Source organism: Vreelandella sp. ssv (assembly GCF_059448525.1).
Genome location: NZ_CM182545.1, coordinates 2,054,995 through 2,081,926 on the forward strand (window position 1 = coordinate 2,054,995; position 26,932 = coordinate 2,081,926).

At 53.5% G+C, this 26,932-nt stretch carries 28 protein-coding genes; 10 read left to right on the forward strand and 18 right to left on the reverse strand.

The features are described 5' to 3' along the window. Positions 1 to 65: 65 nt before the first annotated feature. A complete protein-coding gene (gene nfuA / locus AC5TBW_RS09430; RefSeq protein WP_495511805.1) occupies positions 66 to 689 on the reverse strand; it encodes a Fe-S biogenesis protein NfuA in 624 nt (207 codons plus the stop codon). 292 nt (positions 690 to 981) lie between these two features. On the opposite strand from nfuA, the gene metH reads away from it, so the two are divergent. From metH to AC5TBW_RS09450, 4 genes are all read left to right on the forward strand, one after another. Then, entirely contained in the window at positions 982 to 4,677 is a 3,696-nt protein-coding gene (gene metH / locus AC5TBW_RS09435; RefSeq protein ID WP_495511806.1) for a methionine synthase, read from the forward strand. 3 nt (positions 4,678 to 4,680) lie between these two features. Further along, a complete protein-coding gene (locus tag AC5TBW_RS09440) occupies positions 4,681 to 6,039 on the forward strand; it encodes an MATE family efflux transporter (RefSeq protein ID WP_495511807.1) in 1,359 nt (452 codons plus the stop codon). A gap of 121 nt (positions 6,040 to 6,160) precedes the next feature. After that, entirely contained in the window at positions 6,161 to 7,813 is a 1,653-nt protein-coding gene (locus AC5TBW_RS09445; RefSeq protein WP_495511808.1) for a nitrite/sulfite reductase, read from the forward strand. Continuing rightward, a complete protein-coding gene (locus AC5TBW_RS09450) occupies positions 7,806 to 8,369 on the forward strand; it encodes a DUF934 domain-containing protein (RefSeq protein WP_495511809.1) in 564 nt (187 codons plus the stop codon). Before AC5TBW_RS09445 ends, AC5TBW_RS09450 begins: the two co-directional genes overlap by 8 nt. A 74-nt stretch (positions 8,370 to 8,443) precedes the next feature. Here AC5TBW_RS09450 and smrA read toward each other — a convergent pair whose 3' ends face one another. Then, positions 8,444 to 9,034 carry a DNA endonuclease SmrA gene (gene smrA, locus AC5TBW_RS09455; protein WP_495511810.1) on the reverse strand — a complete coding sequence of 197 codons (591 nt, stop codon included), beginning with the start codon at positions 9,032 to 9,034 and terminating at the stop codon, positions 8,444 to 8,446. A gap of 175 nt (positions 9,035 to 9,209) precedes the next feature. On the opposite strand from smrA, the gene AC5TBW_RS09460 reads away from it, so the two are divergent. The 3 genes from AC5TBW_RS09460 to AC5TBW_RS09470 all read left to right on the forward strand — a co-directional run bounded on the left by AC5TBW_RS09460 (position 9,210) and on the right by AC5TBW_RS09470 (position 10,781). Beyond that, complete coding sequence (locus AC5TBW_RS09460; RefSeq protein WP_495511811.1) at positions 9,210 to 9,650, forward strand: gamma-glutamylcyclotransferase family protein; 441 nt, start codon at positions 9,210 to 9,212, stop codon at positions 9,648 to 9,650. A 97-nt stretch (positions 9,651 to 9,747) separates the two neighbouring features. Then, entirely contained in the window at positions 9,748 to 10,371 is a 624-nt protein-coding gene (wrbA, locus tag AC5TBW_RS09465) for an NAD(P)H:quinone oxidoreductase (RefSeq protein WP_495511812.1), read from the forward strand. After that, positions 10,368 to 10,781, forward strand: coding sequence for a DUF2069 domain-containing protein (locus AC5TBW_RS09470; RefSeq protein WP_495511813.1), 414 nt, complete (start codon positions 10,368 to 10,370; stop codon positions 10,779 to 10,781). The genes wrbA and AC5TBW_RS09470 overlap by 4 nt, the downstream gene beginning before the upstream one ends. Here AC5TBW_RS09470 and AC5TBW_RS09475 read toward each other — a convergent pair. Beyond that, a complete protein-coding gene (locus tag AC5TBW_RS09475) occupies positions 10,778 to 11,467 on the reverse strand; it encodes a cytochrome b/b6 domain-containing protein (RefSeq protein WP_495511939.1) in 690 nt (229 codons plus the stop codon). The genes AC5TBW_RS09470 and AC5TBW_RS09475 overlap by 4 nt on opposite strands. A gap of 221 nt (positions 11,468 to 11,688) precedes the next feature. On the opposite strand from AC5TBW_RS09475, the gene pdxH reads away from it, so the two are divergent. Next, positions 11,689 to 12,333 carry a pyridoxamine 5'-phosphate oxidase gene (gene pdxH / locus AC5TBW_RS09480; protein ID WP_495511814.1) on the forward strand — a complete coding sequence of 215 codons (645 nt, stop codon included), beginning with the start codon at positions 11,689 to 11,691 and terminating at the stop codon, positions 12,331 to 12,333. Between the two features lie 58 nt (positions 12,334 to 12,391). Here the strand turns inward: pdxH and AC5TBW_RS09485 are convergent, their stop codons facing one another. Further along, entirely contained in the window at positions 12,392 to 15,139 is a 2,748-nt protein-coding gene (locus AC5TBW_RS09485) for a bifunctional acetate--CoA ligase family protein/GNAT family N-acetyltransferase (RefSeq protein WP_495511815.1), read from the reverse strand. 104 nt (positions 15,140 to 15,243) lie between these two features. Here AC5TBW_RS09485 and AC5TBW_RS09490 point away from each other — a divergent pair, with 104 nt between their 5' ends. Next, positions 15,244 to 16,185: a histone deacetylase family protein gene (locus AC5TBW_RS09490; protein WP_495511816.1), complete on the forward strand. Its 942-nt coding sequence runs from the start codon at positions 15,244 to 15,246 to the stop codon at positions 16,183 to 16,185. Positions 16,186 to 16,281: 96 nt separating this feature from the next. After that, positions 16,282 to 16,914 (forward strand): helix-turn-helix domain-containing protein, encoded by a 633-nt coding sequence (locus AC5TBW_RS09495; protein WP_495511817.1) that lies wholly within the window; start codon positions 16,282 to 16,284, stop codon positions 16,912 to 16,914. Positions 16,915 to 16,942: 28 nt separating this feature from the next. Here the strand turns inward: AC5TBW_RS09495 and AC5TBW_RS09500 are convergent, their stop codons facing one another. The 14 genes from AC5TBW_RS09500 to AC5TBW_RS09565 all read right to left on the reverse strand — a co-directional run bounded on the left by AC5TBW_RS09500 (position 16,943) and on the right by AC5TBW_RS09565 (position 26,670). Beyond that, a complete protein-coding gene (locus tag AC5TBW_RS09500) occupies positions 16,943 to 17,293 on the reverse strand; it encodes a TusE/DsrC/DsvC family sulfur relay protein (protein WP_495511818.1) in 351 nt (116 codons plus the stop codon). Between the two features lie 3 nt (positions 17,294 to 17,296). Further along, positions 17,297 to 17,587, reverse strand: a complete 291-nt coding sequence (gene tusB, locus AC5TBW_RS09505; RefSeq protein ID WP_495511819.1) for a sulfurtransferase complex subunit TusB — start codon at positions 17,585 to 17,587, stop codon at positions 17,297 to 17,299. A 10-nt stretch (positions 17,588 to 17,597) separates the two neighbouring features. Continuing rightward, complete coding sequence (tusC, locus tag AC5TBW_RS09510) at positions 17,598 to 17,963, reverse strand: sulfurtransferase complex subunit TusC (protein ID WP_495511820.1); 366 nt, start codon at positions 17,961 to 17,963, stop codon at positions 17,598 to 17,600. An 11-nt stretch (positions 17,964 to 17,974) separates the two neighbouring features. After that, positions 17,975 to 18,364 (reverse strand): sulfurtransferase complex subunit TusD, encoded by a 390-nt coding sequence (tusD, locus tag AC5TBW_RS09515; RefSeq protein WP_495511940.1) that lies wholly within the window; start codon positions 18,362 to 18,364, stop codon positions 17,975 to 17,977. A 110-nt stretch (positions 18,365 to 18,474) separates the two neighbouring features. Next, positions 18,475 to 19,155: a Bax inhibitor-1/YccA family protein gene (locus tag AC5TBW_RS09520; protein ID WP_495511821.1), complete on the reverse strand. Its 681-nt coding sequence runs from the start codon at positions 19,153 to 19,155 to the stop codon at positions 18,475 to 18,477. A 168-nt stretch (positions 19,156 to 19,323) separates the two neighbouring features. Further along, positions 19,324 to 19,563, reverse strand: coding sequence for a hypothetical protein (locus tag AC5TBW_RS09525; RefSeq protein WP_495511822.1), 240 nt, complete (start codon positions 19,561 to 19,563; stop codon positions 19,324 to 19,326). A 53-nt stretch (positions 19,564 to 19,616) separates the two neighbouring features. Further along, the gene (locus AC5TBW_RS09530; RefSeq protein WP_495511823.1) at positions 19,617 to 19,787 is read right to left on the reverse strand and encodes a hypothetical protein; all 171 of its coding nucleotides are present in this window, start codon (positions 19,785 to 19,787) and stop codon (positions 19,617 to 19,619) included. A gap of 108 nt (positions 19,788 to 19,895) precedes the next feature. After that, complete coding sequence (locus AC5TBW_RS09535) at positions 19,896 to 20,942, reverse strand: LacI family DNA-binding transcriptional regulator (RefSeq protein WP_495511824.1); 1,047 nt, start codon at positions 20,940 to 20,942, stop codon at positions 19,896 to 19,898. A gap of 108 nt (positions 20,943 to 21,050) precedes the next feature. Further along, the gene (kce, locus tag AC5TBW_RS09540; RefSeq protein ID WP_495511825.1) at positions 21,051 to 21,983 is read right to left on the reverse strand and encodes a 3,5-dioxohexanoate:acetyl-CoA acetone transferase; all 933 of its coding nucleotides are present in this window, start codon (positions 21,981 to 21,983) and stop codon (positions 21,051 to 21,053) included. Between the two features lie 34 nt (positions 21,984 to 22,017). Beyond that, positions 22,018 to 22,986 (reverse strand): 3-hydroxyacyl-CoA dehydrogenase, encoded by a 969-nt coding sequence (locus tag AC5TBW_RS09545; RefSeq protein ID WP_495511826.1) that lies wholly within the window; start codon positions 22,984 to 22,986, stop codon positions 22,018 to 22,020. A 15-nt stretch (positions 22,987 to 23,001) separates the two neighbouring features. Continuing rightward, positions 23,002 to 23,775: an SDR family oxidoreductase gene (locus tag AC5TBW_RS09550; RefSeq protein WP_495511827.1), complete on the reverse strand. Its 774-nt coding sequence runs from the start codon at positions 23,773 to 23,775 to the stop codon at positions 23,002 to 23,004. A 39-nt stretch (positions 23,776 to 23,814) separates the two neighbouring features. Then, positions 23,815 to 25,083, reverse strand: a complete 1,269-nt coding sequence (locus AC5TBW_RS09555) for a TRAP transporter large permease (protein WP_495511828.1) — start codon at positions 25,081 to 25,083, stop codon at positions 23,815 to 23,817. 1 nt (position 25,084) lies between these two features. Continuing rightward, a complete protein-coding gene (locus AC5TBW_RS09560; protein ID WP_495511829.1) occupies positions 25,085 to 25,612 on the reverse strand; it encodes a TRAP transporter small permease in 528 nt (175 codons plus the stop codon). Between the two features lie 59 nt (positions 25,613 to 25,671). Then, entirely contained in the window at positions 25,672 to 26,670 is a 999-nt protein-coding gene (locus AC5TBW_RS09565; protein ID WP_495511830.1) for a TRAP transporter substrate-binding protein, read from the reverse strand. Positions 26,671 to 26,932 lie beyond the last annotated feature (262 nt).

Consider the following 26,932-nt stretch of genomic DNA (forward strand, 5'->3'; position numbering starts at 1 on the left):
CAACCCAGAGACGAAAAAAAGCCCAGCGACTAAAGCTGGGCTTTTGAGCATTACTAACCTTTTATCTAGCGATAGTAGGCATTTGTAGTATCGCTATGATCGGTAACGTCGCGAATACCGGCAAGCTCTGGTATACGCTCCATCAGGGTTTTTTCAACCCCATCTTTCAGGGTCAAATCAACCGCTGCACAACCCTGGCAGCCGCCGCCAAAGGCGAGGACGGCGTATTGCTGTTCCGTCAGTTCGACCAACTTAATTTCACCGCCGTGCGCGGCAAGACCAGGGTTGATCTCGCTGTAAAGTACGTAGTTAATACGGTCTTCAAGCGGACTATCTGCATTCACCTTCGGCATTTTGGCGTTGGGTGCTTTGATCGTCAGCTGCCCACCCATGCGGTCGGCGTTGAAATCAACCACCGCTTCTTCCAAAAAGGCCAAGCTGTTCTTATCGAGAAATACATTGATTTTCTCGAGTTCCAGCGTGACATCGGTAGGCTCTTCTTCACCGGGTCGGCAGTAAGCCAAACACGTTTCCGCGTAGGGCGTGCCTGGTTGGGTAATAAAGATACGGACGGCAATGCCTTCAACATTCTGTTTTTCAAGCAGTTCCGCGAGGTAAACCTGTGCACTATCGGTAATGTCGATACCTTGAGTATCAGCGGTAGTGTTTTTTTCGCTAATCGTGGTCATGAGGGCTGTCTTCCTCCCGTGGTAGTGGCGGCGCCACTTCACATGTCATTTGTGTCTATGGTAAGCAAAACAGCGCGCTGACACAATCCCGACTGTTTTAGTAGGCTATTTAAGTGTGGCGTTTCAGGATCGCGTATTCATTGTCTTTACTTATGCAACGTATAGCGCTCCCCAGGGGCGCCTTTTGCCATCCCTTTTGTTATCATTATGCGCCTTATAACGACAGATGCTGCTTTTCCGACGATAACAACATCCCCTTTGACGACTGTGACGCTGGAGAACTCCCCCTGCCATGGCTGATAGTGCTTTGATCGCAACCCTCACCCAACGCCTTGCCGAACGTATCCTGATTCTGGACGGCGGCATGGGCACCATGCTGCAGAATGCCCAGTTGAGCGAGGAGGATTTTCGCGGCGAGCGGTTTAGCGACTGGCCCTCGGATCTCAAAGGCAATAATGATCTGCTCGCACTCACCTGCCCTGATGTAGTCACCCGGATTCACCGTGACTACCTGGAAGCTGGTGCCGACATTATTGAGACCAACACTTTTAATAGCACTCAGCTGTCACAGTCTGATTACGGTATGGAATCGCTGGTGGTTGAGCTCAACCGCGAGTCAGCGCGCATAGCCCGAGAGGTCTGCGACGCTGTGGCCGCTGAAACCGGCGTGCCCCGCTACGTGGCCGGCGTGTTGGGCCCCACCTCACGCACCGCCTCGCTATCGCCGGATGTGAATGATCCCGCCAAGCGTAACGTCACTTTTGATGAGCTGCGCGAGAATTACTATGAAGCCGCCGAAGCGTTAATTGCAGGCGGTGCCGATCTGATCATGATCGAAACCATCTTCGATACGCTTAACGCCAAGGCCGCGATCTATGCCCTGGAAGAGCTGTTCGATGACCGCGGCGAGCGCCTGCCGGTAATGATCTCCGGCACCATTACCGATGCCTCAGGACGTACACTCTCGGGTCAAACCACCGAAGCCTTCTGGAACTCGGTACGCCACGCCCAGCCGTTGTCGGTGGGTTTAAACTGCGCCCTGGGCGCCGAAGAGCTGCGCCCTTACCTGGAAGAGCTCTCTACCAAAGCAGACACCTTTGTCTCCGCCCACCCCAATGCGGGTCTTCCCAACGAGTTTGGTGAGTACGACCAAACGCCGGAGGAGATGTCGGAGATCGTTAGCGAGTTTGCCGCCAGCGGCCTGGTCAATATTATCGGCGGCTGCTGTGGCTCAACGCCCGAGCATATTCGCGCTATTGCTGATTCTGTTCGCGATATGACGCCCAGGGTTATTCCCGAGCGCAGCCGCGCCTGCCGTCTATCCGGTCTAGAGCCGTTCAACATTGAAGCCGACTCGTTGTTCGTCAACGTTGGTGAACGTACCAACGTCACCGGCTCGGCGCGTTTTAAGCGCTTGATAGTAGAAGAAGACTTCACCACCGCTTTGGAAGTCGCCCTTGAGCAAGTCGAAAGCGGCGCTCAGGTCATCGACATCAATATGGACGAGGGCATGCTCGAGTCCAAGGAAGCCATGGAGCGCTTTCTTAACTTGATCGCCGGCGAGCCGGATATTGCCCGCGTGCCGATTATGATCGACTCCTCCAAGTGGGAGATCATCGAGGCGGGCCTCAAGTGCGTCCAGGGCAAGGCGGTGGTGAACTCCATCTCGCTCAAAGAGGGCGAAGCCGCCTTCCGCGAACAGGCAACCAAGTGCCGCCGCTTTGGCGCTGCCATCGTGGTAATGGCCTTTGATGAAGATGGCCAGGCCGATACCTTCGCCCGCAAAACCGAAATTTGTCAGCGCGCCTATCGCCTGCTGGTCGATGAAATCGGCTTTCCCGCCGAAGATATCATCTTTGACCCGAATATCTTTGCCATCGCTACCGGTATTGAAGAGCACAACAACTACGCGGTCGACTTTATCGAAGCGACCCAGTGGATTCGCGACAACCTGCCCCACGCAATGGTTTCCGGCGGTGTCTCCAACGTTTCGTTCTCGTTCCGCGGCAACAACCCGGTGCGTGAAGCGATCCACTCGGCGTTTCTATATCATGCGATTCGTGCCGGTCTTAGCATGGGTATCGTCAATGCGGGCCAGCTTGCCGTTTACGACGACCTGCCCGCCGAGCTGCGCGATGCTGTAGAAGACGTGGTGCTTAACCGGCGCAGCGACGGCACCGAGCGGCTGCTGGATATTGCCGATAAGTATAAAGGTGACGGTAGCGGCGCTCCCAAAAAAGAGGATCTCGAATGGCGCAGTTGGCCGGTCAATAAGCGCATTGAACACGCGCTGGTTAAAGGCATTACGGTGTATATCGAGGATGACACCGAGCAGGCCCGCGCCGAGGCCGAGCGCCCGATTGAGGTCATCGAAGGCCCGCTGATGGACGGTATGAACGTGGTCGGCGATCTGTTTGGCGACGGCAAGATGTTCCTGCCCCAGGTGGTGAAGTCTGCGCGGGTGATGAAACAGGCCGTAGCCTACTTGATTCCCTATATCGAGGCCGAGAAGAGTGAAGAGACCAAGGCCAAAGGCAAGATCGTGATGGCCACGGTCAAAGGCGATGTCCACGATATCGGCAAAAATATCGTTGGCGTGGTGCTTCAGTGTAATAACTACGAGGTGATCGATCTGGGCGTTATGGTCGCCGCAGATAAGATCTTGCAGGCGGCCAAAGAGCACAATGCCGATATTATCGGACTTTCGGGCCTGATTACGCCATCGCTGGATGAAATGGTGCATGTCGCTAAAGAGATGCAGCGCCGCGGGATGGATCTGCCGCTGCTGATTGGCGGTGCCACCACCTCTAAAGCGCATACCGCGGTGAAGATCGAACCGCAGTACGAGCATCCGGTGATTTATGTCACCGATGCTTCCCGTGCCGTTGGGGTAGCGGGCAAATTATTGACGCCTGCTTTAAAAACACCTTACGTCGCCGAGATTCGTGAAGAGTACGAAAAGGTTCGCGAACGTAACGCCAAGCGCCGCCCCAAAGCAGCGGATCTGGACTACACCCAGGCCCGCAAGCGGCGCTTTCGTACCGACTGGAGCGTCCACACCCCCGCCGAGCCCAATATGCTGGGGCTAAAAACCTTCGACGACTACGACTTGGAAGAGCTGATCGAGCGCATCGACTGGACGCCCTTCTTCATGAGCTGGCAGCTAGCGGGCAAGTATCCCAAGATTCTCGACGACAAGGTCGTCGGCGAAGCCGCCCGTAACCTGTTTGAAGATGCCAAAGTCATGCTGCGCAAGCTTGTCGAAGAGAAGCGTGTTCAGGCCCGTGGTGTTATCGGCCTGTGGCCCGCCAACAGCGTGGATGACGACGTGATTGAGGTGTACGCCGATGAGTCGCGCAGTGAAGTAATTGAGCGTCTGCATCACATTCGTCAGCAAACCACCAAGGGGCGCGACGGTATCTGCTACAGCCTGGCCGACTTCATAGCCCCGAAAGAGAGCGGCAAAGCCGACTGGATTGGCGGCTTCGCGGTCACTACGGGTCACGGTATTCATGAGCTATCCAAAGCGTATGAGGCGGCAGGCGACGACTACAATGCGATTATGGTACAGGCGTTGACGGATCGCCTAGCAGAAGCCTTCGCCGAACGTATGCACGAACGGGTGCGTAAAGAGTTTTGGGGCTATGTACCGGAGGAAACGCTGGACAACGATGCCTTGATCGCTGAAAAGTATCAGGGCATCCGCCCTGCCCCCGGCTATCCCGCCTGCCCGGACCATACCGAAAAAGCCACGCTATTCCGGCTGCTTGATGCCACTGAAAATACCGGCCTAGAGTTGACCGAAAACTTCGCCATGTGGCCTGCCGCAGCGGTTTCCGGCTGGTACTTTGCTCACCCGCAGTCTAAGTACTTCTCCACCGGTAAAATTACCCGCGATCAGGTCGAGGCTATCGCCGCGCGTAAACAGATGCCCCTTGAAGAAATGGAGCGTTGGCTCTCACCGGTACTCTCCTACGACCCGAGCTGACTAGTGCTGCTTGTCGCTCGCCGTCACGGCAAGATAATTCGTCTTGCCTTACCCATCATGCTGGGCATGCTCTCACAAAGCATGCTCAACTTGATTGATGCTGCTTTAGTAGGGCATTTAGGTGAAGTGGCGCTGGCCGGTGTTGGCGTAGGTGGATACGCCATGTTCATGCTGACCGCGTTGGTATTTGGCCTCTCTTCCAGCGTGCAGTCACAAACGGCGCAACGCACGGGGGCCTGCCACGTCAATGTGGCTCACCCACTGCAGTCAGGGATCTTTATCGGGTGTGCCATTGCGCTACCGTTATCGTTTCTGGCGTGGTGGCACGCACCGCTGCTGATTAGCTTTATTACCCAAATCGAAAGTGTTCAACGCGTTGCGGTGGATTATTTTCGCTGGCGTGTCATGTCGTTAACGGCCATTGCTTTAACGCTTTGCTTTCGCGGTTACTGGAACGGTCGTCAGCAGACTCATCTCTATCTGCGCATTATTGTGGCCGTCCATATACTTAATGTAGTGGCCAGTGCCGGTTTGATTTATGGCTTGGCGGGCTTACCGGAAATGGGCTCTAGTGGAGCTGGTGCCGGTACCACGCTATCGCTTTTTGTAGGGTTGATCGCGTGGTGGTGGGTAAGCACGCAACGCCTTACTTCCCCGCTTTTTATAAAAAGTGTTGCGTGCTTAGTCACCCTACGCACAACCTTAGCGCTTGCCGCGCCCCACTCGCTACAACAGCTTTTGTTTGCAGCGGGCTACGCGGTACTATTTTGGCTGCTAAGCCAGCTCGGCACGGCGAGTGTCGCGGTTGGCCATGTGCTGATTAATTTATCGCTCTTGCTGATATTGCCAGGAGTGGGTGTCGGCGTTGCCGCGATGAGCTTGGTGGGCGAAGCGCTGGGGCGGGATGCCCAACAGGAAGCGCACCGCTGGGGACTGGATGCGCTGCGCGTTGCCTGGCTGTTGCTGGTTGTTTTAGCGCTGCCTATGTTGATCGTTCCTGAGTACGTCTTGAACATCTTCTTCAGCAGTAGTGACCTGGTGATGCTGGGCAAACTTCCCCTTCAGCTAACCGGCTTGATGATTGTGCTCGATGCCGCAGCCTTGGTATTAGCCCAAGCGTTAATGGGTGCGGGCGCTCAACGTACGGTTATGTTTTTAACGCTGGGCATGCAGTGGCTGTTATTTTTGCCTCTGGCATGGTGGGTAGGTATCGGTTTAGGGCATGGCTTATTAGGTATATGGCTGATGCAGCTGTGTTACCGGTTGATAAATTCCTTAGGATTTTTATGGGTATGGCAGCGTAAACGCTGGCTTGCTCCAGTTTTAAACAAAGGCGCAATGATCTCTGCGCCTTCTAAATAGCTTTTAGTGATAAAAAGATAATTATATATTCTTTTGTAGAATATGACGCCCACGTTAAGGTGACGCTACATTAACGTCCGTCTCAACGTGACCATTTCGCTTTTTAGCAGGATCGTGCCACATGTACCGTTATGATATTCACGACCAAACACTGGTTGATGAGCGTGTCGCTCAGTTCCGCGACCAAATGGAACGCTACCGCGCCGGGCGTTTGGGAGAGGAAGAGTTTCGCCCATTAAGGTTGCAGAACGGCCTCTATATTCAACGCCATGCGCCCATGCTGCGTATTGCGATCCCTTACGGCATGCTGGCGGGTAATCAACTACGCGCGCTTGCTGAGATTACGCGCCGCTATGACCGCGGTTATGGCCACTTTACGACACGGCAAAACCTGCAGTTGAACTGGCCTGCCCTTGAAGACGTGCCGGATATCTTGGCTGATCTCGCCAAAGTACAAATGCACGCTATCCAAACCAGCGGTAACTGCATTCGTAACACCACAAGCGATCAGTTTGCCGGCATTGCCAACGATGAAGTGGAAGACCCTCGTCCTTGGTGTGAGCTTATCCGCCAGTGGTCTACGCTGCATCCAGAATTTGCCTACCTGCCACGCAAGTTTAAAATTGCCGTTAGTGGCGCTTCTCAAGATCGCGCAGCGATTCAGGTTCACGATATTGGTCTGCGCCTGTGGCGCAATGCCGACGGAGAACTGCGTATCAAAGTCCTCGCCGGTGGTGGCCTGGGCCGTACGCCAATGATTGCCGATGTAGTGCGTGAAGACCTGCCTTGGCAGCACCTGCTGACTTATCTGGAAGCCTGTGTGCGGGTGTATAACCAGTTCGGCCGTCGGGATAACAAGTTCAAGGCGCGGATTAAAATCCTGGTCAAAGCGCTGGGCATTGAAGAGTTCCGTCGTCGAGTGGATGAAGAGTGGGCGCATCTGAAAGACGGCCCGCAGACGCTTAACCAAGCAGCGGTCGATGCGGCTAAAGTTCACTTCCCCGAGCCGGATCGTCGCCCGGTGGCAGCAAACGCTAACGAAGAATTTGACCGGCTGCGTGCAGAAAATCGTAGCTTTGCACGATTTGTCACTAACAACGTAACCGATCATAAGGTGCCTGGTTATAAAGCCGTAACGCTATCGCTGAAGCGCCGCGAACACGCGCCCGGGGATGTCACCGCCGATCAGATGGAAGCCGTGGCTGATTTAGCCGATCGCTACAGCTTTGGTGAAGTGCGCGTCACCCACGAGCAGAATCTGGTGCTTTCTGACGTTCCGGTCGACGAGCTGGAAGCACTTTGGCAAGAGCTTGACGCGCTGGGTATGGCGAACCCCACCGTAGGCACGCTCAACGATATTATCTGCTGCCCTGGCGGTGACTACTGCAGCCTAGCCAATGCGGTGTCTATTCCTATCGCACAGGCACTGCAGGAACGCTTTGAAGATCTAGATTTCTTATATGATCTTGGCCCGCTGGATCTGAATATTTCCGGCTGCATGAATGCTTGTGGTCATCACCACGTAGGCCATATCGGCATCTTGGGCGTCGATAAGAAAGGCGAAGAGTTCTACCAGATCTCCATTGGCGGTAACTCCACCGATGATGCGTCACTGGGTAAAATTCTAGGCCCATCATTTTTCCGCTCTGACGTGCCGGATGTCGTCGAAAAAGTATTGGAAGTCTATGTGGCCCAGCGTCATGAAGACGAACGCTTCTTGGATACCTACCGCCGTATTGGTCTAAAACCCTTTAAGGAGCGTGTCTATGCCTAACAAACCTACCACTAATAAAGCCGATGAGACGCAAACTGAAGCGGTTGAACAGAGACCGGTTCATGTCGATCATTTGATTGCTAACGGCGAGTTGGCGGCGGAAAACGCATGGTGCGTCTCCTACGATCAAGAAGCGCTACCTGAGCAGCGTCCGGCGTTTGTACCGTTGGCGCTATGGCAAGCCAACCAGGAAGACGATGAGCTTGCGCCGCTGCTCACTAGCGATACAGAGCTTAATGCTGAAATAGGCCAACAGCTTAGTCGTGCCAGCGCTATCGCGGTTGATTTTCCAGCGTTTACAGATGGCCGTGGTTACACGATTGCCCGCCTACTGCGCGAGCGTTATGGCTACACTGGCGAAGTGCGTGCGGTAGGTGACGTACTGGTCGATCAGCTTGAATATATGCGTCGCTGTGGCTTCACTGCCATGGCGCTACGCGATGACCAGCATCCAGAAGATGCCCTTCGGGCGCTCAGTTTTTTCAGCGTCCGCTACCAGACCGATGTGGAAGAGCGTCAGGCACTATTTGAACGTCGTTTAACGACTAATAAATAGAGAAAACTAGACTTAAAAGGGCAGCTGAGGCTGCCCTTTTCCTATTGTTTAACACATAAAGTTAAACAGCAGGGTTATCCGCGCCGTTTCTGCTGGCGCTCTCGGTTATTGGCTTTAGCGCGATCACTTTTACGCAGCATCACCCAGGTTGCGCCAAGCCCCCCTTCTGATGGTTGAGCGGATACGTACGCCTGCACTTCCTCAAACTGACAGAGCCACTTGGCAAGGTATGAACGTAATACGTTAGCGGGGCTATCAATCTCACGCCCACGGCCGTGAACGATCATGACCGATCGCAAATCGTGAGCATAGGCTTCCTGAATAAACGGGAACAGCATGCGCCGACACTCACTTAACGGCCGCCTTAACAGATGCAGCTGTGACTGAACGCTATAGCCACCATGTCTTAATTTATCGACCACGCCTTGTTGAATGCCTTCACGGCGATACTCCATAGGGTCAAACGGAGGCAGTAAGTCGACAAAGTCATCAGATAAAAAGTTGCGCGCCCCACTCTCCTCTTCCGCCCATTCACGCTGGGCCAACTGGGCTTCGGAAGGGCTTTTACGCTGCGCGCCAGGATCTGCACGATTGCTAGGTGGCAGCGGTTTGACATCACCTATGAGGGCACGAAAATCCATATCATCACGAAGTGGCTGATTCATTGCAGGCTCCTCCGGCAGGGTCTAATAATCACCTAGTTTGCTTATATAGCCTAGCAAACACAGTGACTTTGCTTAAGCAGATTAGATAAGTCGATAACATGGGGCTTGTCTTCGTCAAGTGGGCGCGCCAAGCTATGCAACCCATGTTTAATCCTTTATCGAAAGGCGCTCTGATTTGGTTGAAACGGTTTGGTTCAAACGCCTGGTGATTGTCAGTGGTTCCGGGCTTCTCTGCGTGTTCGGCTGGCTTTGGTTAACCATGCTTAGCCCATGGTTTTATGAACCACCCGATGGGTTAGCTGACATCGAACAACGCACCCATCAGGTCTTTGTCTACGGTACGTTACGCTACGCCCCTGTCCGTTTGGTGGTAATGGGGAGCTTTGGCGCCCCCTCATCTGCCGTGCTTGAAGGCTATCAGCGTGACGGTCTTGACCTATCACCGCAATCCGAAAGTGATGTAGAAGGTCTACTGCTACGCGTCAATGCCGATGAGCTCGCCCGCCTTGACCGCTATGAGCGTCTAGGTATTCGCTACGAAAGAGTAATGGTGACTCTTCGCGATGGCACTTCCGCTTGGGTCTATCTACGCCTGCCTGAGAGACAAAATGCGTGACTCCCCTACCCGGAATTACCCATAGCTCTGGTAACATAGGCGCCCAGCTAATGGCCTATTCCCGTAACAGTTTCCATGATCCTATCCAGGAATAATGATGAGTGAAATGACACCGTACGTTTTGGTTCTCTACTACTCACGCTCAGGCGCAACCGCCACCATGGCGCAGCAGATTGCAGCTGGCGTAGAAAGCGTTCCCGGCATCCAGGCGCGTTTGCGCACGGTGGCTCCGGTTTCAACCACCTGTGAAGCCGTAGAACCAGAAATTCCTGCAGAAGGTGCGGTGTACGCCGACCTGGATGACCTGCGCAACTGCAGCGCGTTAGCACTAGGCAGCCCCACTCGGTTTGGTAACATGGCTGCGCCACTTAAATATTTTATCGATTCCACCAGCAGCCTGTGGATGAACGGCGCCTTGATAGACAAACCCGCAACCGCATTCACCTCGACTTCAAGCCTGCACGGTGGGCAAGAGAGCACCCTACTCACCATGCTGGTACCGCTACTGCATCACGGCATGGTCTACGCAGGCGTTCCTTACAGCGAAACCACGTTGCTAGAGACCCGCACAGGTGGCACGCCCTATGGTTCAAGCCATTTGGCTGGAACACGTAGCGACCGCTCGGTCGATGAGCACGAACGCGCACTTTGCGTTGCTCAGGGTAAACGGATGGCACGACTGGCCCTGGCACTGCACAAGATGCGTCAGGAGGCTTTATGAGACAGTGGCTAGAAGACATAGAGGCCCGGCATGGGGTAGATAAACTCACCATGAGAAGCCGCCAACTGGTCTTAGCTAGCTTCGCTATTTTACTGGTGTTGGTTATTTACCGTGGTTTCCTGGTTCAAGGCGATGAGTTTAACTGGCGCCCGGTGGTGGCATTTGTCCTGCCTCTGGTGCTGTTTTTGCCCTCGATCATTGGCCAGCGAGCACGGGGTCATGCGTGGCTCGCGTTTGTTAGTCTGCTCTACTTTACCCAAGGGATAATGTTGGCAACGCTGCCCGGGCAGAGCGTTCGCGGACTTTTAGAAGCGGCAGTTGCCATGGCGCTATTTGCTGGGTGCATGAGCTACGCCCGTTTTCGTAGTCGCCAATTACTTCAAAAAAGACGTCAAAAGCAGACGCCTTAAAACCAAAGCCATAGTACGACGCCAGCAGCAATTAATAGCACACCCACTGCGCGTAAACGCAGTGTGGCCGTGTTTAAAGCCTCGCTACGTGCATCCGCAGGCTGCTGGCAAAAACGCTTGTTACCCACCAACATAGCAGTTAACAGCGACTCTCCTAGCAGTCGGTGCACGACTAACCCAACCAAATGCAGCCCTATCAAAATGATCAACAGATTGCTGTTCCACTGATGCAATGTTCTCAACTGGCCGCCCACTGCGTCACCCAATAAACCATAGAGCGGCGCTTGAAAAAAAATATCGTCACTCAAAAACAGACCACTCACTGCTTGAAAACTGAGTGAGAGCAGCATCACCAACACCATCCAGCCGCCTAACGGATTGTGGCTGGCATACACATTGGGTTGACGCTTGATGAGGGCCTTTGAATAGGCAATCGTTTTTGCCGGTGGGTATAGAAACGTCTCGAATCTCGCATACACGCTACCCAGCACACCCCATAACCAGCGGAAAATCAGCAGCCCAAGAACCAGATAGCCCGCTTGAGCGTGCCCCTCAATAGGAAACAGAAAAGGCACGCCACTGGTCTTGGTGGTATAAAATGAAACCAACACCGCCGCCACTAATCCCCAGTGAAACAGGCGAATCCAAATATCCCATACATTAATCGCTACCCTGGGATTGCCCATAACCCTATCCTCTAAGCGTTGGTGAATCAGCAGTGATGAGCTAACCGTTGGTAAGCTCTTAATGGTGAGATAGCTTCGCATTTATTTGGGCATTCTCCTAGAATGCGAGACAGTTAGCCGCAATCGATAGTCGCAACGCGTTTAACACGCATTGATGTCGGTCACTTGAGCTTTAAAGGCAGACCAGCGAACATGGATGAAATTCAAGGGAGGTGTATTCGATGACACGTAACATAGCCGATATCAGGCGTGATTATGAAGGCGGCAGGCTAGACGAGTCCCAGGCACCCGACGATCCATTTGTGTTATTTGACGAGTGGTTCACCCTTGCGCTGGAAAAAGAGGGTAAAGATGGCAACGCCATGACGCTTGCCACCGTTGATAGCCAAGGCCGGCCACATTCACGGGTCGTCTTGTTGAAAGGGTTTGATGCACGCGGCATGGTGTTTTTTACCAACTACCATAGCCACAAAGGCAGCGAGCTGAGCAATGTCCCTTACGCAGCCATGACCTTTTGGTGGCCCTCACTCTCTCGCCAAGTGCGTATCGAAGGCCCTGTTGAGCAGGTGTCCGCCGATGAGTCTGATGAGTACTTTGCCAGTCGCCCTCGTGGCAGCCAGCTTGGCGCCTGGATTGCCACCCAGAGCGTGGTGATTCCGGGTCGTAACTGGATTGAAGAGCGTCAAAAGCGCTTTGAACAAGCCTACGATGGCCAGGATATTCCCCGCCCTATCCATTGGGGTGGTTATCGCGTTGCCCCGGAAATGATCGAGTTCTGGCAGGGCCAACCCAGCCGACTACATGACCGGCTGCGTTTTGAACGACGCGATGGGGGTACTTGGAGCCGCTTCCGCATGGCACCATAATTCGCGATCGTTGAAGGCCTGCCAATGACGATGCAGGCCTTTTGGATTAACAACGCGCTTAGTCCGGCAGACTTTCAAGGCGGTGCCGCTGCCATTCACTTTCGGGTTCGTTGAGACGTAGCACGGCATCAATAACTTGTTCTTCCATGTTGTAACGGCATTTAAACCCCAAGTGCTTCATTAGCGCACGCATCGGGTGGTTATCGACCATGATCTTGCCAATCATCTCCAGTGTGCCGATATTGGTGCAGTAATCGATCATCTTCTTCATCAAAAGACTGCCAATCCCCAGCCCCTGCAAATCATCACGAATGATGACCGAAAACTCTGTGCGGATATTATCAGCATCATTCCATACCCTCACGACGCCTAGCATCTCCTTACTACCATCTTCGCTCAAATGCTCAGCGATAAACGCCATCTGTCGGTCATAGTTAATATGCGACAGAATCGACAAATCTCGCTGGGTTAAATTGGATTTATTGTGAAAATACCTAAAGCGAATACTCTCTTCTGAAAGCTGACGATGAAAGGTGGTTATTAGATGGGCATCTTCGGCACGAATGGGCCTTACTTCGACCTGCCAACCGTTTTTCAGTGTCACCCACTCCCGCAGTTCTTCAGGGTACGGCATGATGGCGAAGCGCGACGGCGAGCCTAGATCCATGGCGAAATCGACGGCGACCATCCCATCACGATTGAGCAGCAGTGGGTTCACTTCCAAACCACGGAGATCGCTCAAATCGGATGCCATTTGTGACAGCTTGACGAGCATTTGACATAGGTGCTGTATATCACGCTCAGGGTCGGCGGAGTGCTCACGAATCAATGATGCTGCATGAGTCCTCCCAACAACATCGGCGGCCAGGCTCATGTTAAGTGGCGGCAAGGCGACTTGGCGATCAGCCAGAACGTTAACTTTATAACCACCGATCCCAAACACAATAAGCGGACCAAATACCGGATCGCGAGTAATGCCAGCACAAATCTGCATTGAATGCTTGCCACGCTGCATTGGCTGCAAACAGTACTCACGAATCGCGTATTCGGGAAATTTCTCAAACACTTTATCGCCCAATGTACGCACGCCTGCCGCCACCTGCTCCGGCGTTTCTAAATCCTGTAACAAGCCCGCCGAAATTTTATGCGGATGCTTACGGTACCGATAAGGACGGCAGTTGCCTTCATGAACGACTTTAAGCGCTTTGGTACCGGCGATTTCGCCCGCTCTGGCAAGAGCGTCTTCAGGCGTGGCCAAATACACACTGGGTGCGGTGGGGATGCCATAAGCCTCAAGCACTTGCGCCGTTTCAGAGTGGGTTAATGTCTGTCTGCCCTGCTCTTTTGCCTGCTTGATCAGCTTGCGGCACTGGGCACGTATTTCAGGACTGGTGGAAAATGGCAGGCTGGGAGGAATCTCCTGCAATAGCGCCTGAGCGCGCTGGTAAATCACCATATGCATAAACGCTTTAACGGCTTTTTCAGGCGAAATGTAGGTTGGTATTCCGGCTAAATTACAGGCGTGGCGAGCGTTGAGGGCCTCTTTTAACCCCATCCAGCTGGTGAGCAGATTGCGGCGAAACTTCTTACGGTTATCGATTAAGGCTTGGGCCGTCACCAGGGAGGGAGCCATGCGTGTAGGGGCGTGCACCACTAGCACGGCATCGACATTTGCATCGGCGGCGACGATCTCAAGCGCTTGAACAAACCGTTCAGGTGAGGCGTTACCACCCAAATCCACCGGGTTCTCCCCCGGCTTGCTCATATCGACTTCGCTACGGTGCAGCTCGGCCTGAGTTTCAGCGCTGAATTCAGCCAGCTTTCCACCTGCGCTAATCAGCTTATCAATCGCAAGCATGGCTGGCCCCAAGCCATTAGATACGATGGCCAAGCGGTCGCCCTTAAGGGGTTTCATCCGGGACAGGGTTTCCAGCGCATCAAGCAGCTCGTCAGAGTCATCAACCCGAACCACGCCGGCCCTGGCAAAAGCGGCGTCAAACACCACGTCGCGATTCGCGATACCGGGTGTTGGGGCCATGCCGGAGATATCCGATTCTGGGGTGCGGCCGCTTTTAATCGCCAATACCAAGCGGTTGCGTGAGGCGTCACGCACGGCGGTCATAAAGTGCTGGGCGTCGCTGATGCGTTCTAGGTGCAATAAAATAGCCTGAGCAGGTGAGAACTGATTCACGTAATCAATCAGATCAGGCAGTAGAACATCTACGCTGTCACCCACGGTAATCAGGTGAGAGAACCCTACATCACGTCCCGCAGCCCAATCGATCATCGCATTGGCAAGCATACCCGACTGGCCCAGGTAAGCGACGCGGCCAGCTTTCACTGGCTGACTGGCGTAAGAAGCGTTGAGTTTTTTACCCGGCACAATCAGCCCCATACACTCCGGGCCCAGCACGCGAATCCCCGATACCCGTGCCGCACTCAGCATCTGTTCCCGAATAGAGCCTTTATTGCCTTTGTCACGATCAAGGTAGGCGCCGCCAGAGAGAACAAGTGCAGCTTTAACACCATGCTGGCCAAGTTTTTTGATTAAACTAGGAACACCATCTATAGGTGAACAAATGACGGCCAGATCTGGTATTTCAGGCAATTCACCGACACGACTTACGCAGGGGGCGCCAAACACCGTGGAGTACCCCTTAAGATTGACTGCCCAAAGCGTGCCTTTAAAGTCCGCTTCCTGAATATTTCGCAGCACTAAACCGCCCAACGAAGCGGGTTTTTCAGAGGCACCAAACACCGCTATCGTGCGGGGTTCAAAAAAATGATGCAAAAAGCGTGTGCTCACAAATGAGTCTCCCCTGATATTGATAGCGGCTGTACGACTTATTGACACTGTCGTATAGGGCCTGGAGGCGATTAAGGTGACACCAATAATAACGGAGCGTTTGAATGATTACCGCCTACCTTACCCACCCAGACTGCTCATTGCACCATATGGGACCGGAGCATCCCGAAAGTCCCCAACGTCTGGAGGCTATTCGCGCTCGCCTATCGCTTGCTGGCCTGTTGCAACAAACCATGCAGGCGGATGCCAAAGAAGCCTGTGAAGAGTCATTGGCCAGGGTACACCCCTTACGTCATCTGCGCGCCCTTGAAAAGAGTTTACCGAGGGAGGGCATTGTCTCGCTAGACAGCGACACCATGATGAACCCGGATAGCCTCCAAGCTGCGCGGGTGGCAGCAGGAGCGGTAATTCGCGGTGTAGACCAGGTGTTTAAACGCCAAGCTGACAATGTTTTTTGTGCAGTCAGGCCCCCTGGTCACCATGCAGAAGCCAGCGATGCCATGGGATTCTGTTTTTATAACAATATTGCCGTCGGTGCTGCCCACGCGCGAGCTAAGTATGGTGCCAAACGGATTGCCATCTTGGATTTCGATGTGCATCAGTGCAATGGCACCATTGATATCTTCAAAAACGATCCGGAGGTGCTGATTTGCACCAGCTTCCAATACCCATTTTATCCCTGGCGCTATTTACGCAGTGAGTGGCAAAACGTTGTTAACACGCCGCTTGAAGTAGGCACCGATGGCCCTGAGTTTCGACGTATTATCGAGCGCCACTGGCTGCCCGCACTGCACGCTTTCAAACCCGACTTGGTAATGATATCGGCCGGTTTTGACGCTCATCGCGATGATCCAATGGGCGATATTTGCCTTGAAGATGAGGACTTCTACTGGGTGACGCATATGGCTATGGAAATTGCCACGCTCTATGCCGAAAACCGGATTGTTTCTGTGCTTGAGGGTGGCTATAACCCTAAGTCGTTAGCCAGTGGCGTAGAGGCGCATTTGAAAGCGCTTTTGGGGCTGCCCTTTGCGGAAGTTCCCTAGCGTATGCTTACTGCGTTCTGCTCAACGGTAGGCGTTTGGGCTGTGGTATCATGCGCGTTTTCAATGCCCAAGCAAACGCAGCCACTGTGACAACCTATGACCGCCACTTCTGAAGAGCATGCCGCGCTGCGTATCGCATCGGGTAGCAAACCGTTTGTTGAGCCGCTACGCCTGGGTGAACGCCTCAAGCAAATCCGCCTTGCCAATCAGTGGACCTTGGAAGACGTTAGCCAGCGCACAGGGCTTGCCCGCTCCACGCTCTCAAAAATAGAGAATGACCAAGTTTCACCTACCTTTAGCGTGGTGCAGAAGCTGACTACCGGGCTTAATATCGACCTCCCCCAACTGCTTACGCCGCCTAAACGTGAACGCTACACCATGGGGCGGCGCGATCTAACCCGTAAAGGCAAAGGGCAACTTCACCCCACACCGACTTACGAGCACGAACTACTGGGCCACCAGTTAGCCCAAAAGCGCATGATCCCTTTTAAAACCATCGTGCGGGCACGCAGTTTTGATGAGTATCACCAGTGGGTGCGTCACGATGGCGAAGAGTTTTTGATAGTGTTGCATGGCGATATCATGCTTTACACCGAGTTCTATGCGCCACTCGCTCTAACCGAAGGTGACAGCATTTATTTTGATAGTGATATGGGCCATGCGCTCGTCTCCACCAGTCAGGACGACGCAGTAGTGCTATCTGTGTGTACTCGCGGCGAAACGGCGTAATGAGCACATGCGGCATTAATTAACAGCATTAAAGGCAGTTGGTAGGTTTTGGCAGCCCCGCTATGCGGGCAATTCGTTTTGCCGGACTACCGGGGAAGAGCTGCATCAGATAAATTGAACGGCCCTTCTCTTCTCCTAGCGCAATTTTTGTTGCCTTAACGAGTGGCCGCATGGCCGGGGCCATTTCATAGCGCTGGTAGAATGCCCGAACGACCTCAATGATTTCCCAGTGTTCAGCGGTCAGCGTCAAACCCTCTTCTTCAGCCATTAAATGAGCGACGGACGAGTCCCACTCTGACTGATTAACTAGGTAGCCTTCCGGATCCAGCGGATATTTATTTTGCAAATCAAGATAACGGTATATTTTTAAATCTGACATAATTTAATACCACGTAACTGTTTTTTCATACTGCTCTGTTAGCGCCACAAAGCCATCCAAGTCTAAGGTAGGCAGCTGGTGCTCTGCCGCAATGCTGGCAAGCCCCCGAGACATGAGGTCTTCCGATAATATGAAAATACGCGAAGCGTATTGCTGCCAAATGGCCCAGGCTGGATCAAGTACAGCACAGACCCCCTCCTCGATCAGTACCATCGAGTCCTGCTCTCCCAATGCTCGCACCATCTGCTGACAGGCGCTGCTGTGAGGCCCTTTGGTGAGGATGTGTAGAATCATCATTATCCTGCTAGAAATTGAGTATACTGGCGTGATTTTCCAATAGATCAGGTATCTCTCGTTCAGCTATCACAGTTACCCCTTCCACCAGCGCACCGGGTCCAAGGTGCAACGCTTGCAGTGCTTCCTGGCCTACCCAAAGCTGATCTATATCGTACATTTCCAACATGTCGATAGTGGGCAGCGTCGTTTTTTGCCCAGGAGCTCCACTGCCCTGCTCCTTCAGCAGCGCCAATATCCCCTGCCCCATAAACAGTAGGTGCACAGGCTGACCAAACGCCGCAGCCACCAAGGCAGCATCTAAGCCTTCACGTAACCAGTTTGAATCGTGTGGAGCGTGACGAATAATCACTAACAGCGCATCGGATGTCGCCATGGGGTTTCCTTTCAAGCAAAAGTGATGAAACGATCAACGCGGTGCTGTAAGTCAAGCAATTGGCCAAGACCGGTCAGCTCAAAAGGAGGAGATAGATTAAACGCTTGTTTTCCATGCCGCTGCGCTTCTGCCTCATTCATTAAACCGCGCCGCAGGGCCGCAGCAATACAGACATCCAGAGGAATTGAATGCTGCTGATTCAATTCAACCCAGGCATCACGCAGGTTGAGTTCGTCCTGTGGAGGCGCCATCAATGATGACGCATTATGAATGCCGTCATGATAGAAAAAAACACCCGAGAGTTGATGCCCCCGCGCCAGCACGGCATGGGCGAAACGTAATGCAGAGTGCGGTGCCGGGCTGCTGTATGGTGCACCCATCACCAATAAACCGTACTGCATCATATTGATACCTGATGGTTGATGATTAGAGATAGATGACTAGTGGCCATTGCGCTAAAAAAAAACAGACCCTAAATAGGGCCTGTCATATCGTCTATCGCTTTCTTAGATCAATCGTTGCTCATGATGCCTAGAATTGAAAGCAGGCTCACAAACAGATTGTAGATCGAAACGTAGAGCGTCACGGTAGCGAGAATGTAGTTGGTTTCACCGGCGCGGTGAATAATCTCGCTGGTTTGATACAGGATAGCGGCTGAAGCAAACAGCACAAAACCAGCCGAAACCATGAGTGAAAGCGCAGGAATGTTAAAGAAAAATCCAGCAACCATGGCGAGAATCAACACGATGGCACCGGCCATCAGGAAATTACTCAAGAAGCTGAAATCTTTTTTGGTGGTTAACGCCACTGCGGAGAGACCCACAAAAGTCAGGCCTGTCATAGCCAGCGCATTCATGATCAACGCACCGCCGTTAGGCAGCGTCAGGTAGGCAGAAAGAATTGGCCCTAATGTGAAGCCCATGAAGCCTGTAAAGGCAAACGTGGCCAGCAAGCCCGCTGCAGAGTTCGCGGTTTTGTGGACAAGGAACATCAGGCCATAGGCACCAATGAAGAACACAAAGATGTTCATTTGCTGAATGCCAAGTGCAACTGCCGCACCTGCTGTCACTGCCGAGAACAGCAGCGTCATCGCCAGCAGCGCGTAAGTGTTTCGCAACACCTTGTTAGTACTAACACTGTTAGCAACGCCACCCGACTGGGTACGAGCCGTACGTGTATCGTTGTAAGCCATGTATTCATGCTCCCTAAAGGTATTTCCAACAACTGACAAGAATGCCGTTACCGAGTTCCATACGCAAGCCTTTGTCTAATACACACTATCCTCTTCGCCAATGCTCTTTCAACGTTGTGCAAGCGCACGACGCAATATCTATGCTTATTGAGCACCTCCCTGGGCATATTAAAAATAAAAAATGCTACTTCCCACGAGTACATTGACTCTTATTGCAGTGGCAATGCCGGTCATGGCCTTGTCACCTGTAGGAGCAATATCTCTTACAGCGTGAATGAGGAGAACTTCCAGGGCTATTTTGTTGTGGGCGAAGATGACGCCAAGGGCAGCATACTTATTGTTCACGACTGGGACGGGCTGGATGACTACGAGCGCCAGCGCGCAAACAGGGGGCCGACCAACGCTCATGGCAGGCCCTTTAATGAATGGCTAGGTGAAATGCGTAACCCCCTTCGTTACGTCTATCCCTGAACCTCTTCTTCGTCATCATGTTCGTCTTTATTCGGCGTCAAGGTGGTTGCCACCGTTTGACGGACATCCTGCGAAGCGTTGTAAAGCCGAGCATCAATTACATGCAGCACCGCCAATTGCGCAAAAAGCACCGCAAAACAGACGATCAAACCTTTTAACATGGTGGCATATCCAGAGGAGTTAGGTATTAATCGCATAGTAGTTGAAAGCAAGCCAAACACAATCTATTTGTAAGCAAGAACATTTGCTCGGCGCGGTTTATTACGCCCTCATCTACTTCCGCTTTTGACCGACTCAGTGGAAAGTATCGACGATGTACTTCTGCGGATTCTCGGCGTGACAGGCAACACGACCTGCTCAGGCAAGGCATCAGGATCACTGATATGGGTAAGTAGTAGCTCGGTGGCCTTGATAATCATCTGTTCGACGGGCTGCTGCAGGGTCGTCAACGAATGACTGGGCCACGCAGACATCGCCATATCATCAAAACCGATAACCGATACATCTTCCGGAACGACTAGATGCAACTCATCGCGTAATGTCTCCATTCCTGCGATCGCCATCAAGTCATTGGCGGCAAACAAGGCATCTGGGGTAGCTTCGGGTCGACGAGTAGAGAAAAGGCGGCGCGTAGCATCGCAGGCGTCGTCATAACGATAGTGACCTATATCGTAGGCAAAGCACTCCAGCCCCTCTGCTGCCAAGCCCGCTTTAAAACCCTCCTCACGCTGGCGATTGGTGGTGGACTCGGGTATGCCAGCCAAATAGGCAATCCGTTGGCGCCCTAAAGAGGCAAGGTAGCGACCAGCCCAATAGCCGCCTTGATAGTTGTCGCTTCCCACCTGGCTAATGCCTGAATACTCCACGGTACGGTTAATAATGACGACTGGAATCCCGAAGTCTGCCACCTCTGCCGCCTGGTGCTGGTTTAAGGTGATGGCTAGCATCAGCACCCCTTCTACCTGACTACGGATCAGGTCGTCGACCATCATGTCGAAATCGCCATTTTGCGGGGCAAAAAACAGCAATAGATGGTACCCCTGCTCTTGTAGAAAGCGTGACGCTTTCTCAAGCAGGTAGGCATAGAAAGGGTTTTGAAGACTATAGGTGACTACCGCGATAGTCCGGCTAGAGCGGGTAATCAGTGAGCGGGCGATGGTGTTAGGTCGGTATCCCAGCGTGCGTGCCGCATCCATCACTTTTTTACGCGTCTTTTCTGACACACTGGACGCCGGTGAGAAGCTGCGGCTTACGGCTGATTGCGAAACACCGGCAAGCTGAGCTACATCGCGCGAAGTGACGGATTTTCTCTTCATTTATTCAACTTATTGGCTTATGGGTTAACGAACTGGGTTAACTTACCAAAGCTGAGAAGGCCCTGTCGCTAGGGCCTTTCAACAGTGCAGGTGACGTGCGAAGGTCAATTAGAAGCCGACTTGGTCAGCACCTTTCAACTCTAGCATTTCGCGAGCTTCGTCAGGGGTGGCAATCTCAAAGGAGAGAGCTTCCAGCAGTTCACGTACCCGTGTTACCTGGCTGGCATTGCTCTGGGCCAGCTTGCCCGGTTCCAGCCACAAAGAGTCTTCAAGCCCTACCCGCACATGCCCTCCCATAGCGGCTGACTGGGCGGCGATCCGCATTTGGTGGCTTCCAGCCCCCAACACTGACCACTCGTAGCCATCCCCGAAAAGGCGGTCAGCAGTGCGCCGCATATGCATGACATCCTCCGGGTGCGGGCCGATACCACCCAGAATTCCAAACACGCTCTGAACAAAGAGCTTGCCACCAACAACCCCTCTGTCCAGCAAGTTGCGCAGGTTATAGAGATGGCCTATATCGTAGCATTCGCATTCGAACCGCGTGCCATTTTGGGTACCGAGTGTGATCGCTTTTTCAATATCTGCAAAAGTATTCTTAAACACTAGATCACGGCTATTTTCTAGGTGGTCACGCTCCCACTGATGCTCGAACGACTGGTAGCGATTGAGCATCGGAAACAGACCAAAGTTCATTGACCCCATGTTCATCGAGGCCAGCTCAGGCTGGAACTCCATGGCTGGTCGCATACGCTCGTCGACCGTCATGTGCGGGCTGCCCCCTGTGGTCAGGTTGATGACCGCATTAGTCGATGCCTTGATCCTGGGGAGAAAGCGTTCGAACATCGCCGGATCCTGGGTAGGCTTGCCTGTATCGGGATCACGTGCATGAAGATGTAGAATAGCGGCGCCAGCCTCGGAGGCGGCAATGCTCGCTTCGGCAATTTCCTCAGGTGTGACCGGCAAGTGCGGCGACATTGACGGGGTGTGGATCGCACCGGTCACCGCGCAGGAAATGATCACTTTACGTTTCTGAGCCATGTTGATGTCTCCTTATTGTATTATCGCGAGCTGCTTAGTCATTCATCGAGCGTTGATGTGCCATCAGCGCCATTAGTCGGCGATCACGCCACTCATGGCGAGCATGGAGCTCTGAAGGAGGTAGCAGTGCACGACGCTCTTCATTCAGTGCTTTCAGAGTGTCTTCATCCCAGGGGTTCTCTCCACCCCGCTGCTGGTCTACCAGGTGATACAAGGGACCATAGCGGCTGGCATAGTCCACCACGCCATCGGGTGCATTGAGGTCGATGGTTTCAAACGGTCCCATGAACGACCATCGCAGCCCTAGCCCTTGCTTCACGGTCTTGTCGAGATCTTCCGCCGACACATACCCATCACGGAAAAGCCTTAGCGCTTCATTCAGAAGTGCCCCCTGCAAGCGATTGAGCACGAAACCTTCAATCTCCTTGCGTACCAGAATCGGTGCCTGCTGAGCCGCTTCCATCAGTTGCAAGGTCGTCTTCGTCGCGGACTCGCTGGTATCGGGGGTAGGTACCACCTCGACCAGCGGGATCAAATAAGGTGGGTTCACCGGATGAGCAACGAGGCAGCGCTCCGGACAGCGTAGATGATCGCTGAACCGGGAAGCCGCAATACCAGAGGTGGAACTGGCTAGTATGGTGTCATCGGCAACGACCATTTCAAGCTCACGATAGATGGCTCGCTTGCCCTCTATACTTTCAGGCCCGCACTCCTGTACGTAGCCAACGTCCTGCATGGCGCGAGCTAGGTCAGCCTCCATATGGATATGCGCCATCACCTGCTCAACTTCAGTGACCAAGCCCGCCTGCTCCAAGTCGGCTAGCGACTGCCGGATGGCCTCGTCGGCGTTTTCCAGGGCCGATGCATTCACGTCGTACAAGCTAACGTTGAATCCCGCCCGGGCAAACACGATGGCCCAGGCACGGCCAATCAGGCCTGCCCCGACTATCCCGATCTTGAGTTGCGAGGCAGCGCCAGCGGTCTGTGATGTCTCTGTCTGCATGATCGATGCCTCTGATTAAAGTGTTTCGACGTTGCCGCACACACTCAGCGCCTGCCCTGAAATATTGGCGCCACCGGGGGCCGACAAAAACAGCGCCATGGCAGCTATATCCGTGGGTTCTACCATCTTGCGCATGGAGACCTTAGCGAGGTTCTCCTGCTCCATCGCCTCATAGCTGATTCCCCGCTTGCTAGCGCGATCTTCAATCACCTTTTCGATTCGGGGGCCGCGCACGATCCCCGGCAAGATGGCGTTCACCCGAACACCCTCGGGCCCCAACTCGCAGGCCAGGCTCTTGGTCAGGCCAACCACCGCCCATTTACTTGCCGCATAAGGCGTACGATAGGCAAACCCAAGTCGCCCAGCCACCGAAGCGAGATTAATCATCAGTCCCTGGCTCTCGCGGAGTAACGCGGCCGACCGATGAGCGACACGGTACTGGCCGTTCAGGTTGATATCGATGGTGCGGCACCACGCCTCTTCATCGATCTCTTCAACCCCCGCCGTTGGCCCAGCGATTCCTGCGTTGTTGACCACCACGTCCAGCCCACCCAGTGCATTTACTTCGCCAAACAATCGATCGACATCCTGAGGTTTGCTCACATCCGCCAGCGTGTAAGAGATCCCTTCGGGCAACGCAGCCAGCGCGGCTTCGTCCACATCGCAGACATGCACAGTGGCGCCGGTTTCCTTGAATGCCTTAGCAATCGCCAAACCAATGCCGTTGGCCCCGGCAGTAATCAGAACCTTCAATCCTTGCCGTGGCACGAGGCTTTCGATAACTGACATGGTTGTTCTCCTTGTTCGATGAAAGGGTGAAACGTGCTATCAAAGCGACGGTAGCCACGTGGATAGTGCAGGAATCACGCTGATGATCAGCACGTTGATAAGCACAATGGCAACAAAGGGCAGAATCGCCCTGGTTAACCGGGCAATACCGATACTGGAAATCTGCGAGGCAACGAACAGGTTCAGCCCCACCGGCGGGGTAAACATACCCATGGCCAGATTGACCACCATAATGATGCCGAAATGTACGGGGTCGAAGCCGAAGCTGAGGGCAATGGGCAACAGTATCGGTACAAAGATAAGAATTGCCGCAGCCGCTTCGATAAACATACCGACGAATAGCAGCAGCAAGTTGGCCATGATAATGAAGGCAAGCGGGCTACCGATGGTAGCCAGCACAAAGTCGGACACCATGGTGGGCACCCGCAAGCTCTGCAGGATGCGTCCATAGAGTCCGGCGGCGGCGATAATGCTCAGTACGACCGCCGTGGTTACCGCTGACTCCTGCAAGATGCGCATCAGATCGCGCACTTTAATCTCACGGTAGACCACGAAACCGACAATAAAGGAGTAGGCTACCGCGATCACCGCCGCTTCGGTGGGTGTCGTGATACCGCCGTAGATGCCGCCAAGTATGATCACAGGCATCAGAATCGCCAGTAATGCTTTACGGGCCGCCTGCAACATTTCCTTCACTGTGCTGCGCTGGTTGCCGCCAATACCGTTCTTGCGGGCAAACAGGTAAGCGAAGATCAGCAACGAGACAGACACCAGAATACCCGGCAGGATACCCGCAATGAACATGTCACCGACCGACACATTCGCTGCTATCGCGTAAAGGATCAGAGGAATGCTGGGCGGAATGATCACCCCAAGTGCCCCCGAAGCGGCCTGATTCGACGCGGCATAACTGCCCGGGTACCCCTTGGCGATCATGGCAGGTATCAGGATCGAGCCAATCGCGGCTGTCGTGGCAGCACCTGACCCGGAGATGGCGGCAAAGAACAGCGAAGTGACAATCGCGACCATGGCCAATCCACCCGTCATGCCACCCACTAGCGTGTTCGAGAAATTCACCAGGCGCTCGGAAATGCCGCCGTGCTGCATCAGAAATCCGGCCAGGATAAAGAATGGGATGGCCATCAACGGAAAGGAGTTTACCGAGCTGATCAACTGTTGGGTCACGATCAGCATGGGCATTAAATCGCCATGCCACACGGTAATGGCCGAAGCCAGCCCCAGCGAGAAGGCAATAGGCACACCGGCAACAAACAGACCAAGCAACAGTAGAAACAACAACAGAGCCATGTTAAATGACCTCCGGCGGCTGGTATTCCGCCTGTTTGGAGTGAGCATTGCCGACCACTTCATCGATCAGTAGCCCAACGCTGTTGACCAGAATGACGATGCCACCCAAAGGAACCGCCATGTAGGGCCACATCATCGATACACGGGTACTGGGCGCAGTCTGACTGGCAACACGCCCCACCAGATCAAAGCCATATTTCACGATGATCAGCGCGAACAGCGCAGAGCAAAGTACGACCACCACGCGTAAGGCGCAGGCGAAGCGTGCATTGGCATACTCAAGCAGAATATCGACTGAAATCAGGGCGCCTTTCCGATAGGCGTAACCGGCACCGATAAACGTCAGCCAGATCATTGCAAAGCGCGCGATTTCATCTGAGAAGAACAGCGGCTTACCGACAACGAACCGGGCAAACACTTGCCAAAAAATTAGTACGGTCATGGTCAGTAGCAACAATGCCAAACTCCAGCCCACCAGCCGATTAAACTGATCAATGGCTTTATTGACCTGTATCAGAAAAGACTTCATAGCTGCCTCACCCATGATGAGAGAGCGGGAGGCTTACCCCCCGCGTGTAGAAGGGAGAATCAATGCTCGAAATTGATCGCTGCCTCGACGAGCTCCTCACCAACAGTCGGTGACCACTCCTCGATGACAGGGCGGACCGCCTCACGGAACGGCGCGAGGTCAGGCTTGGTGACCGTCATGCCCAGCTCTTCGAGCTGCACGAGATAGCGCTGTTCGAGCTCTTGGCTTGCTTCTCTTTGAAAAGGCAGGGCAATTTGCGCCGCTTCAAGAATAATCGCCTGGTCTTCCTCGCTGAATGAATTGAACAGATCTAGTCCCATCATCAGAGGCGCCGGGGAGTACACGTGCTGAGTCAGGTTCAGGTAGTCCTGCACTTCGTAGAAGTTGACATCGTAGATAGTCGGCAACGGGTTCTCCTGGCTATCCATTACCCCCTGCTGTAGAGCGGTATAGACCTCGGTCCAGGCCATCGGGGTGGCGTTGGCTCCCAGCGCTTCCCAGGTATCCACCTGCACTCGGCTTTCCTGGGTGCGGTGATTGATTCCCTCAAGGTCGGCCGGGGTATGGAGCGCACGTACCGAGTTGGTGTTATGGCGGAAACCGTTTTCCATCCATGCCAGAAACTTGACGTTCATTTGATCTTCAGCGAGCTGCGCCAACTGTTCGCCGTACTCGCTATCAAGGAAGGCATAGGCGTGCTCATGATTTTCAAAGATATAGGGCAGGTCGAACAGCATGAATTCATCGACAAAGCCGCCCATCGGCCCCGTTGAGGTAATGCCAGCATCGATGATGCCGAACCCCATGCCCTCGACGACCTCGCGCTCGGCGCCCAAGGCATTGTTGTAGTGCGGTTCGATGGTCAGGCGCCCTTCTGAAAGACGCTCTAACTCTTCGCCGAACTTTAATATCCCGACCCCCTGCTGAGATTCAGGCCCAAGCGGCAAGCTAATATTGATCACGCGTTCTGCCTGCGCTGCTGCCGTGGTGGCCATTGCCAGGGTAATCGCGCCGGCCATAAGTGAGATTTTGAATGGAGTAAGTGGGAAGTGGTGCATTTGATTGGCTCCTTTTGTCGTTATTGTTGCTGCAAGTTCACCGCCACGGCTTGATCAGGTAAGGCGTGGTAACGATCAACACCAACAGTTCTAGAAGAAAAAGACTACGTATTCAATATATTGCTTTCTTTCCACCACGAAAAAATCGTAACTTTATGATAAAAAAAAGAATATACTTTAGTATAATATAGTGAATACGTAGTCTTTTTAATTTCAAAATAGCAGTGCGAAGACGGCGATTGCCTAAGTGGATGCGCTTTAT

What these genes read in the sequence shown, in the direction of transcription:
- AC5TBW_RS09525 (WP_495511822.1), bottom strand. Translation starts at nt 19,563, where the DNA reads ATGAGCGTTGGTCGGCCCCCTGTTTGCGCGCTGGCGCTCGTAGTCATC.
- tusC (WP_495511820.1), bottom strand. Translation starts at nt 17,963, where the DNA reads ATGGCGACATCCGATGCGCTGTTAGTGATTATTCGTCACGCTCCACAC.
- nfuA (WP_495511805.1), bottom strand. Translation starts at nt 689, where the DNA reads ATGACCACGATTAGCGAAAAAAACACTACCGCTGATACTCAAGGTATC.
- pdxH (WP_495511814.1), top strand. Translation starts at nt 11,689, where the DNA reads ATGACACGTAACATAGCCGATATCAGGCGTGATTATGAAGGCGGCAGG.
- AC5TBW_RS09490 (WP_495511816.1), top strand. Translation starts at nt 15,244, where the DNA reads ATGATTACCGCCTACCTTACCCACCCAGACTGCTCATTGCACCATATG.
- AC5TBW_RS09550 (WP_495511827.1), bottom strand. Translation starts at nt 23,775, where the DNA reads ATGTCAGTTATCGAAAGCCTCGTGCCACGGCAAGGATTGAAGGTTCTG.
- AC5TBW_RS09530 (WP_495511823.1), bottom strand. Translation starts at nt 19,787, where the DNA reads ATGTTAAAAGGTTTGATCGTCTGTTTTGCGGTGCTTTTTGCGCAATTG.
- AC5TBW_RS09500 (WP_495511818.1), bottom strand. Translation starts at nt 17,293, where the DNA reads ATGTCAGATTTAAAAATATACCGTTATCTTGATTTGCAAAATAAATAT.
- AC5TBW_RS09520 (WP_495511821.1), bottom strand. Translation starts at nt 19,155, where the DNA reads ATGGCTTACAACGATACACGTACGGCTCGTACCCAGTCGGGTGGCGTT.
- tusD (WP_495511940.1), bottom strand. Translation starts at nt 18,364, where the DNA reads ATGCAGTACGGTTTATTGGTGATGGGTGCACCATACAGCAGCCCGGCA.
- kce (WP_495511825.1), bottom strand. Translation starts at nt 21,983, where the DNA reads ATGGCTCAGAAACGTAAAGTGATCATTTCCTGCGCGGTGACCGGTGCG.
- AC5TBW_RS09445 (WP_495511808.1), top strand. Translation starts at nt 6,161, where the DNA reads ATGTACCGTTATGATATTCACGACCAAACACTGGTTGATGAGCGTGTC.
- AC5TBW_RS09475 (WP_495511939.1), bottom strand. Translation starts at nt 11,467, where the DNA reads ATGGGCAATCCCAGGGTAGCGATTAATGTATGGGATATTTGGATTCGC.
- tusB (WP_495511819.1), bottom strand. Translation starts at nt 17,587, where the DNA reads ATGATTCTACACATCCTCACCAAAGGGCCTCACAGCAGCGCCTGTCAG.
- AC5TBW_RS09535 (WP_495511824.1), bottom strand. Translation starts at nt 20,942, where the DNA reads ATGAAGAGAAAATCCGTCACTTCGCGCGATGTAGCTCAGCTTGCCGGT.
- metH (WP_495511806.1), top strand. Translation starts at nt 982, where the DNA reads ATGGCTGATAGTGCTTTGATCGCAACCCTCACCCAACGCCTTGCCGAA.
- AC5TBW_RS09470 (WP_495511813.1), top strand. Translation starts at nt 10,368, where the DNA reads ATGAGACAGTGGCTAGAAGACATAGAGGCCCGGCATGGGGTAGATAAA.
- AC5TBW_RS09560 (WP_495511829.1), bottom strand. Translation starts at nt 25,612, where the DNA reads ATGAAGTCTTTTCTGATACAGGTCAATAAAGCCATTGATCAGTTTAAT.
- AC5TBW_RS09545 (WP_495511826.1), bottom strand. Translation starts at nt 22,986, where the DNA reads ATGCAGACAGAGACATCACAGACCGCTGGCGCTGCCTCGCAACTCAAG.
- AC5TBW_RS09565 (WP_495511830.1), bottom strand. Translation starts at nt 26,670, where the DNA reads ATGCACCACTTCCCACTTACTCCATTCAAAATCTCACTTATGGCCGGC.
- AC5TBW_RS09450 (WP_495511809.1), top strand. Translation starts at nt 7,806, where the DNA reads ATGCCTAACAAACCTACCACTAATAAAGCCGATGAGACGCAAACTGAA.
- wrbA (WP_495511812.1), top strand. Translation starts at nt 9,748, where the DNA reads ATGAGTGAAATGACACCGTACGTTTTGGTTCTCTACTACTCACGCTCA.
- smrA (WP_495511810.1), bottom strand. Translation starts at nt 9,034, where the DNA reads ATGAATCAGCCACTTCGTGATGATATGGATTTTCGTGCCCTCATAGGT.
- AC5TBW_RS09555 (WP_495511828.1), bottom strand. Translation starts at nt 25,083, where the DNA reads ATGGCTCTGTTGTTGTTTCTACTGTTGCTTGGTCTGTTTGTTGCCGGT.
- AC5TBW_RS09495 (WP_495511817.1), top strand. Translation starts at nt 16,282, where the DNA reads ATGACCGCCACTTCTGAAGAGCATGCCGCGCTGCGTATCGCATCGGGT.